The sequence below is a fragment of the Deltaproteobacteria bacterium genome (genome assembly GCA_005879535.1).
Taxonomy (GTDB): Bacteria; Myxococcota; Myxococcia; order Myxococcales; family 40CM-4-68-19; genus 40CM-4-68-19.
In genome coordinates this window covers 46976-57957 of sequence record VBKI01000069.1, presented here as the reverse complement: position 1 = coordinate 57957, position 10982 = coordinate 46976, and the positions used below count along the sequence as shown (strand labels likewise).

Sequence of the window (10982 nt, the reverse complement as noted above, 5' to 3'; positions counted from 1 at the left end):
CCGTCGACGCGCGGCACCAGGCGGTGCATGCCGCGGTAGCCCGGCGGGTAGGGCTTGCGCTCGTCGGGATAACTGATCGTCGAGACCAGGTTCACCCCGGGGCCCTTGCGGTCCAGGACCTCCGGCGCGGGGTCGCGGAAGCCGAAGAGGTTGGTCCAGAAGTGCTTCGCCAGCACTCCCATCCCCTTGATCGCCTCGCGCAGGTACAGACGCTCGCCGAAGCTGAGATCGGGCTGCGGTCCGGGACTTGCGCGCTCGTCCTTGGGATGTTCCATCAATGTTCCACCACCGTGGAGGAGTGGCTTCCCGGCTCCGCGCTGGGCTGCGCGCGGGCGGAGAAGCCGATGAAGAAGAGAAACGCGATCCACTGGATGATGCCCATCCAGGCTACTCCGTCGCGTCCCGCCCAGAGGAACACGGCCGCGGTGAGCGCGACGTTCGTGAGCGAGACCGGCAGCATCATCTTCCAGCCGAGCCGCATGATCTGGTCGTAGCGGAAGCGCGGAAATGCCCAGCGGACCACGAACATCACCCAGATGATGGCCAGCATCTTGAGGATGAAGGTGAAGACCTGCAGCACCGCGAGCCAGGCGATTCCGCTCGCGCCGAGCCAGCCCTCGGTGGTGCGGACGATGGTGGGCTCGAGCCAGGGGATGTGATAGCCGCCGAGGAAGATGGTGGTGACGATGCCGGCGATCACCACGGTCTCGGCGTACTCGGCGATATAGAACATCCCGCTCTTCAGCCCCGAGTACTCGAGGAAGTAGCCGATGATCTCGCTCTCGCCCTCCGGCGTGTCGAACGGCGCGCGCTTGATCTCTGCCTGCGCCGCGACCAGGAAAAGGATCATCCCCACCGGCTGGAAGACCCCGCCCCAGGAAGGTAGCCAGCCGAACAGCAACGAATCGTCGCGGGCGAGGAAGTCGCCGGCGCGGTTGGCGAACGCAGCGGCGGCGCGCAATCCGGGCTCGGTCATCCCCTGCAAGAGGGCCATCGTGTCGAGGCGCAGGCTCCCGAAGACGATGAAGGCGCCCACCAGCGTCAGACCGAGCGTGACTTCGTAACTGACGAGCTGGGCAGAGGCGCGCAGGCCGCCGAGCAGCGCGAGCTTGTTGTTCGACGTCCAGCCGGCGAGCGCCGTCCCGAACACAGCGATCGACGCGAGAGCGAAGACGTAGAGCATGCCCCAGTCGACCCTCGCCACCTGGAGCTGGAAGCGCGCGCCGAAGAACGTCACCTCCGGGCTCACGGGAACCACCGCGAAGAGCATGAACGCCGGGGCGAAGGCGAGCAGCGGGGCGAGATTGAAGAGGAAGCGATTGGGCACCGCTCCTTCGGGGATGAAGTCCTCCTTGAAGAGCATCTTCAGGACGTCGGCGACGATGTGCGGGATGCCTTTCAGCGGCTTGTCGCGCAGGCCGGGGATGATGGAGAAGCGCGCGCGGTTGGGGCCCACGCGGTCCTGCATCAGCGCGGACCACTTGCGGTCGGCCATCGTCAGCAGCGTGGCCGTGATCATCACCAGGACGACGATCAGCGAGAGGATCGTCCCGATGGCCGGCGAAAGGCCCCAGCTCACCGGAATCTGTTCGCCGATCCCGATGATCAGACGGGTGAGGGCGAGGAACAGCCAGGACATCGCGAGAAGGAAGCCGGCGAAGGCGCCCCACCCCAGGACCGACTGCCTCAGCCACGTCGAATACACGGGCTTCGGGGGAATCTTCGGACCGAAGTCCTCGGAGGCGAGCCGCGCGACGGGTGTGGTCACCTCGGCCATCTACCGCGAGCCTCCGGATGCCTCGTCTCCCACCTTGGTGCCGGGAGGCGTGGTCTGCGGACCCCGGACGGAATGCGCGCCGGGAGCCGGCCGCGGGGCGCGCGCAGGCCATTCCGAGGGCAACAGGCCTTCGAGCACGATTCCATCCTCCGGGAGATCGTCGAACGAGAGGCCGCTGAGGTGCGGCGACTTCTCCGCCAGCGCGCGAAACGCCGCCGCCGCGCTCTCGAGGCCCGAGGCGCCGAGGCCTTTCAGGATGCCGTCCGCCCAGGACCAGCCCGGGGCTGCGTCGGCGCGCTGCGCCGGCACCGACTCCCAGGTGCGCTGCAGACGGCCGTACCAGTTGATCAGCGAGCCGTCCTGCTCGTAGACGCTCTTGCAGGGCAGCGTGACGTGGGCCTCCGACGACGCGGCGTCCTCGTTCTGGGAAATGGCGACGAAGACCTCGAGGTGCCCCAGTCTGTCCGGCAGGAGGCCGTCGGTGCGCATGGCGACGAGCGCCTTGACCTGATCGACGGCCTGGATGTCGTGCAGCTTGACCCCGAACGCTTCGGCAGCGAGGCGGACCCCGGCGGTGTTCGGATTCTTGTCGGCCCGGATGAGAAAGTCGTCCGAATCGCCCGCGCGCTGCCCGCCCATGAAGTAATGCGTGGCGCCGAGGTGCGCTCCGAGCTGGAACGCGGCGGTAGCCTCCTCGTTCGTGCACTGCGCCGAGACGGCGACGCCGATTCCGCCCCGCCCCGCCAGCGGCTTGAGCAGCTCGACGACGCGATCCACCGCGATGCGCGGGCCTACCGACGCGGCCGAATCGCCCTCGCCGGTACGGGCCCACTCGACGCGCTTGTCGTTGGTGGCGTGGTAGGTAAGCCGGCCTTCGTCGCACATCCAGACCTGGTTCACCTCTTCGTTGCGGCGGGGAAGCAGTCGGTACATCACGTTGCCGCGGCTCTCCGCGTACACGTTGCACCCGTTGGCGCAGCCGGTGCAGATGGCGGGCGACTTGTTCACGAACCAGACGCGGGACTGGAAGCGGAAGTCGCGGTTCAGGAGCGCGCCGACGGGGCAGATGTCCACCGTATTGCCGCTGTACTTGCTGTCCAGCGGCTGCCCCGGGAACGTGGCGATCAGCGAGTGCGAGCCGCGCTCCACCACCGCGAGCTGCGGCTCCTTGGCGATCTCGTCCATGAAGCGGACGCAGCGCGTGCACATGATGCAGCGCTCGGCGTCGTAGACCACCATCGGCCCGAAGATCTCGCGCTTCGGCTTGTTCAGCTTCTGGACGCGGATGCGCGAGGGCTGGTGGTCGTACTCCATATAGTAATCCTGGAGCTTGCACTCGCCGCTCTGGTCGCAGATGGCGCAGTCCACCGGGTGGTTGATGAGGTGGAACTCCATGCAGCCGCGCTGGTTGTCCTTCACCGCGGGCGAGTTCGTGGTGACCTTCAGGCCTTCCTTGACCCGGACCTGGCAGCCGGGGACGAGGCGGCCGGGAGCGTCACTGGTCTCGACGAGGCACATGCGGCACTGGCCGGCGATGGAGAGGCGCGGGTGGTAGCAGAAGTACGGAATGGCCACGCCGATGCGTCGAGCCGCCTCGATCAGGTTGTCGCGCGAGTCGGCTTCCACCTCGATGCCGTCGACGAGCAGCTTGACCTTCTTGGGCGGCGCCGGAATCTGCGCCTGGCCCTTCGCGGCTCCGGGCTGCCCTCCCCCGGTGGTGACGGCGCCCGAGTCGCTCACTGTTCCACCTCGCCGCCGATCATGTTGATCGAGTCGAAGATCGGAATCAGGTCGGCCACTGCGTGTCCTTTGATCAGCCGCGGCAACGCCGAGAGGATGGGCAATCCCGGCCCCCGCACCTGGATCGCGTACGGCTTGCCCTTCCCGTTGGAGACGATGTGGAAGCCCAGTTCCCCGTTGGCGCCCTCGGTGTAGACGTAGACCTCGCCGGCGGGCACCGGGATGCCCTCCATGATCAGCTTGAAGTGCGCCATCACGCCCTCGATGGAGCCGAAGACGTCCTTCTTGGGCGGGAGCGCGTAGCGCCAGTCGTCGATGATGATGGGTCCCGGCGGCATCTGCTCCAGGCACTGCAGGACGATCCGGTGCGACTGCCGGATCTCCTCGATGCGCAGCACGTATCGATCATAGGTGTCGCCGCGGCTCCCCAGCGGGATCTCGAAGTCCATCCGGTCGTAGACCGAATAGGGATGCGCCTTGCGCACGTCGTAGTTGACGCCGCAGGCGCGCAAGCAGGGGCCGGTGAAGCCCCAGTCGATCGCCTCGTCGCCGGAGATCACGCCGACGTTGCGGGTGCGGTCGATGAAGATGCGGTTGCGGGTGAGCAGCGTGTCGATCTCGTTGGTCAGCTCCATCACCCGCGGAAGGCAGTCGCGCACCCGCTGTTCCCAGCCCGGCGGGGTGTCAGTGGCGACGCCGCCGATGCGCGTCCAGGAAACCGTCACTCGCGCCCCGCACAGCTCGGAAATGCGGTCCCAGAGCAGCTCGCGCGCCTCCATCGCGTAGAGGAAGACGGTGAACGCCCCCAGCTCGAGGCCGATGGCGCCGACGCAGGTGAGGTGGTCGCAGATGCGGCTGATCTCGCCGCCCAGGACGCGCAGGTACTCGGCGCGCTCGGTCGGCTTGAGCCCGATCAGCTTCTCGACGCCCATGATGTAGCCGGTGTTGTTGAGGATGGGCGAGACATAGTTCAGCCGGTCGGTGTAGGGCAGCACCTGGTGCCAGGTGGAGTTCTCCGACGACTTGGAGAAGCCGCGGTGGAGAAAACCGATCTCCGGGATGGCCTCCACGATGGTCTCGCCGTCGAGCGTCACCGTCAGACGCACCGTCCCGTGCATCGCCGGATGCGAGGGACCCAGGTTCACCGTCATCGGGGTGGTCGGGATCTCCGCTTCCAGCGAGAGCGGATCCTGGTCCTGGAGCGCCTCAGTCCCCGAAAACCCAGGGGACGCTATGGTTGCGCCTTCGGCGCGTCGATCGGGCTCAGTCATAGGTGCTCGGATCGACGTTCTCGCGGCCGACGTGCGTCTGGCTCATCGGGACGCCGGCGCCGCCCGGACCGGGGCCGGGGCCGCGCACGAGGTCGGGGAAGTCCAGCTCGGGGACGAGGAGCTGGCGCTTGCGGACGGGATAGTCCTTGCGCAGCGGGAAGCCGACGAACTCGGGGTACATCAAGAGGCGCGTAAGGTTCGGGTGCCCGGTGAACTCGAACCCGAACATGTCGTACACGTAGCGCTCCCACCAGTCGGCGGTCCGGTAGAGCGAGGTGATCGAGGGCACTTTCAGGTCGTCGCTGCGCAGCTCGACGCGCACGCGCAGCGAGTGGTGCCTGGTGATCGAATAGAGGTTGTAGGCGACCTGGTAGCGCGGCTCGACCTTGGGCTTGTTCTGCACGTCGTACGCCGGCACCTCGATGGAGGCGAGCGCGGCGCCGCCGGACATCTCGCTGCGGTACGTGAGCAGGTCGACGCCGGCGATCTGGCGGAGCAGCTTCAGATCGGTCTGCGGATCGTTGCGCAGAAAATCGATCACTTCGACCAGGTTCTCCCGCTTGACCGTCACCACGTCGTCTCCGCGGTGGCTGTGGGAGGAAACCACGGCCTCGGGGAACTTCTCCCGCACGAGATCGATCAGCGCCTGGGACATGGCCTATTTCCCCAGCAGCTTGCCGAGGAAGCTCCGGGTCTTGTGTTCGCGCTGCCGGGCGGCGAGATCGAGCTGCACCTCCGGCGCCCTCTCCATGGTGGCCGCGCGGTGCCGCTGGTTCTGGATCTTGTCCTGGAGGATCTTGAGGCCGTCGAGCACCTGCTCCGGCCGCGGCGGGCAGCCGGGGACGTAGACGTCGACGGGGATGACGCGGTCGGCGCCCTGCAGGGTGGCGTAGTTGTCGTAGAAGCCGCCCGAGCTGGCGCAGACGCCGAAGGCCATCACCCACTTGGGCTCCGTCATCTGATCGTAGACGCGCTTGAGCACCGGGGACTGCTTCACGTTGATGGTGCCGACGATCATCAGCAGATCGGCCTGACGCGGGGTGAAACGGGGAAACTCGGCGCCGAAGCGGGCGATGTCGTAGCGGCCTGCCATCGCGCTCATGTACTCCATGCCGCAGCAGGCGGTGACGAAGGGGTACTGGAAGATGGAGTTCTTGCGCGCCCAGCCCAGCACATCGGAGAGGTTCTTCTCGAAGAAGCCGATGGCGTCGTCGAGCCGGGTGGCGAGCACCGGGACGTTCTGCTCCTCGCCGCCGACCCGCGGCGACTCCGGAACGTTTCCTTCTGGCTTGAGGATGGGCAGGCGGTACTGGTCGTCGCTCACAGGTTGAACTCCAGAGCGCCCTTGCGCCAAACGTAGACGAGGCCCAGCGCGAGCGTCACCATGAACGACAGCATCTCGAAGTAGGCGAACCAGCCCAGCCCTTCGCCGTGCAGGTCGCGCAGGAGCGCAGCCCACGGGTAGATGAACACGCTCTCGATATCGAAGACGATGAAGAGCAGCGCGACCAGGTAGAACTTCACCGAATGGCGCGCATGTGGATCGCCGGTGGAAGGCGACCCGCACTCGAACGCCGTCTCCTTGATCCGCGTGATCCGCCTGGGGCCGAGCACCGTCGCGAGCACGCCGATGGCCGTGCAGAGCACGCCGGTGAGCAGGAGCAGGACGAGGATCGGAATGTACGGAGAGAGATAGTCCATCTTCAGGGCGGCGGAAAATAGCCGCCGGTGGATCGGGTGTCAACGCGGTGCATCGTGAGTTTACAGAGGAGAACCAGCAGTGCGGCCGCGAGGATGGCGACGGCGATCCCAGGGAGCAAGCGAGCGGGGAAGTAGGTGAGGCGCAACGTGTGCACGCCGGCTTTCAGCGGCGTCGCCATGAAGAGGAAATTCGCGCGCAGCAGCGGGGCGGGTGCGCCGTCCACGGTGAGCTTCCAGCCGGGGAACCAGGGCTCGAGCACCACGGCGAGGCCGTCGGCGGGCGCGGCGAGCTGCGCGGTGACCTCGTTGGCGCGGACTTCGACGTGCTCGGCGGCTGTTGCCGGCCCCGGTGGACCCGACGGTTGCGCGATCGGCTCCGGGAGCACGGCCAGCGCGCCCCTCGCGGCCTGGGCCAATAGAAACGACGAGCGTTCGTCGGAGGCTTGTTGCCATGCGCCCGTCCAGAAGACGCGCGGCAGGGCGGGCAGGCGGTAGAGGCGGACGGCGCCGTCGCGGGCGATGGCGGGGACGCTGGCCTCGCGGTCAGCGACGAGCAACGGCGCCGCGAAGAGCGGCGTCAGCGGCGAGTCGGTGCGGAAGCGGGGGAAGTTCTCGTCCTCGTTGATCTGCTTTTGTGGCCGGATGGCGCCGGTCCAAGTCGCTTCGAAGAGGCGGAGGACGCGTTCGATGGGCGTCGGGCCGTAGCCGGTGACGCCTTCCCAGCCGCGCGTGAGCACGGCGTTCGCTTCCTCCCACTCGAGCACGGCGGCGACCCGGCGCGGTAGGGGCGCCTTCGGCACAGTCTCGGCGAACGGTTCCAGTGCGCGCGCCTCGCGGGCAGCCGGCCCGACCTCCGGAGAGTCCCAGCACTGGACTTTGACGTCGGCGATGAAGAGCGGAATGGCGACGGCTGCCCAGCGCCAGTCGGCGCGGGCGAAGAAGGCCCACACGGCCGATGCGGCGAGCAGCCAGACCGCCACCTCCGCGTCGTCGCGCAAGCCCTGGATGAAGTAGCCGGCGGGAAAGGCCGCGGCGAGCGCGACGCAGATGCCGACGATGCCGAGCCCGGCGAGCACCAGCCATCTGGCGCGCGGCTGCTCGCGCAGGCGGTCCAGGCCTTCGGCGGCGAGGGCCGCGACGCAGAACGCGGTCAGCATCAGCGCGCGGGTCGGATTGCGAAAGCCGCCGTATCCCGGCGCCCAGCGGACGGCGAAGCGGTGCAGATCGAGCCAGGCATGTTCGCCGAAGGAGACCCAGACACCGAGAAGGGCGACGGCGAGCAGCAGCCAGTTGCGGCGCTGGCGCAACGGAGTGGCAAAGAGCAGCGCCATGGGAAGCAGGCCCAGGTAGCCCTGAAGCTCCCAGTAGTTCATCGGGCCGCGAAAATCGGGGCGCCCTCCCCAGGCGCGCGGCAGCAGCATCGCCGTCCACACGGAGCGATCCGGCCAGCTCCAGGAAGCGGCGAATCGGTAGGTCACGCCGGCGCCGCGGGGACCGAGCGCGTTCATCTCGTGGACCGGGAGCAGCAGCGGCGCGGCCAAGGCGACGCCGATGGGAATTGCACAGAGACCGACCGCGGCGTGCTCGCGGCTGCGGCGGAGGAGCTCCGGAGCGAGCGCCAGCGCATAGAGGAAGGCGAGGCCGGTGCCGAAGTACGCCATCTGCGGCGAGCTCCCGATCCAGGTTCCCGCGGTGGCGAGCGCCGTCAGCACGGCGAAGCGGGCGCGGCCTGTGGCGGCGAAGCCGTCGAGGCCGGCCAGCATCCAGGGCCAGGCGCAGGTCGAGGAAGCGAACGTCCAGTGATGCAGGTGGACCGTCTGCTTGAGGCAGAGCGCGAATGCGGCGCCGGCGAACACGGCCTCTGTCGCTTTCAGGCCGCGCTGCTTCATCCAGAAGGCCATCCCGGCGCTGCAGAGACAAAGCTCGATCAGCGACTGCACCGTGATGCCGCGCGCCGGGTGCAGCGGCAGCGTCAGCCAGGTGAAAGGATTGAAGAGCTGGAACTGGATGTCGCCGAGGATCGGATAGCCGAGGAACATGCCCCGCTGCCAGAACGGCCAGGAACCTTCGCGCAGCGTGTTCTGCAGGCAGGCGCGCAGGGGGATGAAGAGGCTGCGGAAGTCGTTGTTGATCAGCGCGATGCCGGGGAGCGCCAGGCGGTAGTGGTAGGCGACGACGAGCACGGCCGCGGCGACGTACGCGCCGCGCCAGCCTTTCACGAAAGCTCCGCCAGGTTCTGCGGCGAGATGCGACGTTGGCCCTTTTCAATCTCTTGCACTTGCCGCACGAGCGCGCGGTTCAGGGAACCGTCGATCAGCGCGTTCAGGTCCTCCACGCCGGAGGGACGGCCCTGCTGCAGGCGGGCGATCATCCCGGACTTCTGCGACGGCCGGAGCTGCGCCGCGAGCCAGATCGAGGCGTGCGCCACGGGCGCCGGAAGCTTCACCAACGCGTCGGGCCGGATGCCGGCGATGGGCTCCATCCGGACAGAGCGCGCCTGGGCGGCGTGGACGACTTCGGCGATGACGCGCAGCGCGAGCGAGCGGACCTCGCGGCGCGCAGCGAGCTCGCCGAGGGAGAGTCCGCTGACGGCGCCCAGCGTCGACATGGCGCAGTTCATCGCCAGCTTGCTCCAGCGCGCGCCCTGGAGGTTGTTCGTGACGCGCACCGGGAAGGCGTGCTGGAGCACGAGGCGCGCATGCTCGAGGCGCGGGGAGGCGCCGCCCAGGGTGAACTTGCCCCCTCCCGTCACGACGTACTCGCCGGGCTCGGTCATCGTGGCGGACCACCCGATGACGGCGCCCAGCACGCGCTGCATGCCGACGAGCTTCGCGACGCGCTCCTCGGGAAAGCCGTTCTGCAGGCAGACGACCGCTCCGTCCGGCTTGAGGAGGGGCACGGCGGGGGTCAGCGCCGTCTCGATCTCCGGGCTGCGGACGCAAAGCAGGATCAGTCCGTATGGGTCGGATCCGGGAAGGGTCGCGCCGATTCGAGCCTGGGGGAACTTGTCGGCCATCTCGGCCGCGTGCCGGCCCGCCGCGAGCGCGACGTCGAGCCCGGCCCCCAGCAGTCGTTGCGCAGTGACGCCGCCGATGGCGCCGAGGCCGATCACGCCGATGTGCATTTGCCGGAGGCGACGTACCAGAGCGCGGCGGATGCCGCAATGCATCTCTGGAGGTGGTTCAGGCGGCGAGCTGCTTTACCGCCAGGAGCAGCTGGTTCGCGTCCACCGGCTTGGCGAGCACGTATTCGACCCCGTCGATGGGCCCCCGCGCGGTCGCGCTGACGACGACGACCGGAATGTCGGTCAGGTCAGGAACCTGCCGTTTTTGCGCGAGGAACGTGAACCCGTCCATCACGGGCATGGCGACGTCGAGCACGATCACGTCGGGCCGCCACCCCTCCAGCACGTCGAGGGCTTGCTGGCCATGCTCGGCATCGCGAACCGAACAACCGACGTCACGAAAGATGTCGCCGATCAAAAACCTGAGATCGGCGTCGTCTTCGACTACCAGGACATTCAGAATTTCCATCCGCCTCGCCGCCGTCCCATCCCCCAAATCCGCGATTACATGGCGCTCCTCGCGTCCGTGGTCGCACGTACCGCGAAGCCCGGAGGAGTGCAAGCGGTCAGCGCCCGATGGTCCTCGGGCATGCATTCGGCCGCCCGGATCGCAGCGGGAGTGTTCATTTCTGCTATGAGGCGCCCCATGCCCAAGGACTTCGAGAACAAAGTGGCGCTCGTGACCGGCGCATCGCGCGGGATCGGTCGCGCCGCGGCAGTGCGGCTCGCGGAGGGCGGCGCGAAAGTGGCGATCGCCTACGCGGGGAACGACACGGCGGCGAACGAAGCGAGAGCGGAGTGCGAGCGAGCCGGGGCGGCCGCGATCCAACTGCTGAAGTTCGACGTGGCGAACCCCGAGGCGTGCGCGAAGGCCATCGACGACACGGTGGAGAAGCTCGGCGGGCTGCACGTGCTGGTGAACAACGCGGGTATCTCCATCGACGGCCTGATCATGCGCTACAAGGCCGACGACCTGAGGCGGATGCTCGACGTCGACCTGGCCAGCGTTTTCCACCTGTGCAAGGCGGCGGTGCGCCCCATGATGAGGCAGCGGTCGGGGAGCATCGTGAACCTGACCAGCGTCGTCGGCGAGCAGGGGAACGCGGGGCAGACGGTGTACTCGATGGCCAAGGCGGGGCTGATCGGGTTCACCAAGTCGCTGGCGCGGGAGCTGGGCAGCCGGAACATCCGGGTCAATGCGGTCAGTCCGGGGTGGATCGAGACGGACATGACGAAGGAACTGCCGGAGGCGGCGAAGAAGGCGATGGCAGAGGGAGCGTCGCTGGGGCGCGCGGGGACGGCGCGGGAGGTGGCGGAGGCGATCGCGTTCCTGGCGTCGGACCGGGCGGGGTTCATTACTGGGGAAGTGCTCCGCGTGAACGGCGGCCTGTACATGTAGTTGGCGCGGGGCCGTCACCGGCGGCACGGC

At 68.1% G+C, this 10982-nt stretch carries 11 protein-coding genes; 1 reads left to right on the top strand and 10 read right to left on the bottom strand.

All coding sequences use genetic code 11. The annotated features are described in order from the left end of the window. The 10 genes from E6J58_15360 to E6J58_15315 all read right to left on the bottom strand — a co-directional run. Nucleotides 1-275 (bottom strand): hypothetical protein (locus E6J58_15360; protein TMB35926.1); only part of this gene is annotated, 275 nt, incomplete at its 3' end. Beyond that, nucleotides 275-1777 (bottom strand): NADH-quinone oxidoreductase subunit H, encoded by a 1503-nt coding sequence (locus E6J58_15355; GenBank protein ID TMB35925.1) that lies wholly within the window; start codon nucleotides 1775-1777, stop codon nucleotides 275-277. The genes E6J58_15355 and E6J58_15360, both read right to left, overlap by 1 nt. Next, complete coding sequence (locus E6J58_15350) at nucleotides 1778-3868, bottom strand: 2Fe-2S iron-sulfur cluster binding domain-containing protein (protein TMB35924.1); 2091 nt, start codon at nucleotides 3866-3868, stop codon at nucleotides 1778-1780. Continuing rightward, nucleotides 3514-4788 (bottom strand): NADH-quinone oxidoreductase subunit D, encoded by a 1275-nt coding sequence (locus E6J58_15345; GenBank protein TMB35923.1) that lies wholly within the window; start codon nucleotides 4786-4788, stop codon nucleotides 3514-3516. The genes E6J58_15350 and E6J58_15345 overlap by 355 nt, the downstream gene beginning before the upstream one ends. Continuing rightward, complete coding sequence (locus E6J58_15340; GenBank protein ID TMB35922.1) at nucleotides 4781-5443, bottom strand: NADH-quinone oxidoreductase subunit C; 663 nt, start codon at nucleotides 5441-5443, stop codon at nucleotides 4781-4783. Before E6J58_15340 ends, E6J58_15345 begins: the two co-directional genes overlap by 8 nt. Before the next feature lie 3 nt (nucleotides 5444-5446). After that, entirely contained in the window at nucleotides 5447-6085 is a 639-nt protein-coding gene (locus E6J58_15335; GenBank protein ID TMB35933.1) for an NADH-quinone oxidoreductase subunit B, read from the bottom strand. Between the two features lie 23 nt (nucleotides 6086-6108). Then, nucleotides 6109-6489, bottom strand: a complete 381-nt coding sequence (locus E6J58_15330) for an NADH-quinone oxidoreductase subunit A (GenBank protein ID TMB35921.1) — start codon at nucleotides 6487-6489, stop codon at nucleotides 6109-6111. 2 nt (nucleotides 6490-6491) lie between these two features. Next, the gene (locus E6J58_15325; GenBank protein ID TMB35920.1) at nucleotides 6492-8708 is read right to left on the bottom strand and encodes a YfhO family protein; all 2217 of its coding nucleotides are present in this window, start codon (nucleotides 8706-8708) and stop codon (nucleotides 6492-6494) included. Next, nucleotides 8705-9658: a hypothetical protein gene (locus tag E6J58_15320; protein ID TMB35919.1), complete on the bottom strand. Its 954-nt coding sequence runs from the start codon at nucleotides 9656-9658 to the stop codon at nucleotides 8705-8707. The genes E6J58_15325 and E6J58_15320 overlap by 4 nt, the downstream gene beginning before the upstream one ends. 13 nt (nucleotides 9659-9671) lie before the next feature. Beyond that, a complete protein-coding gene (locus E6J58_15315) occupies nucleotides 9672-10022 on the bottom strand; it encodes a response regulator (protein TMB35918.1) in 351 nt (116 codons plus the stop codon). 177 nt (nucleotides 10023-10199) lie between these two features. On the opposite strand from E6J58_15315, the gene E6J58_15310 reads away from it, so the two are divergent. Then, nucleotides 10200-10952, top strand: coding sequence for a 3-oxoacyl-ACP reductase FabG (locus E6J58_15310; GenBank protein ID TMB35917.1), 753 nt, complete (start codon nucleotides 10200-10202; stop codon nucleotides 10950-10952). Nucleotides 10953-10982: the final 30 nt, after the last annotated feature.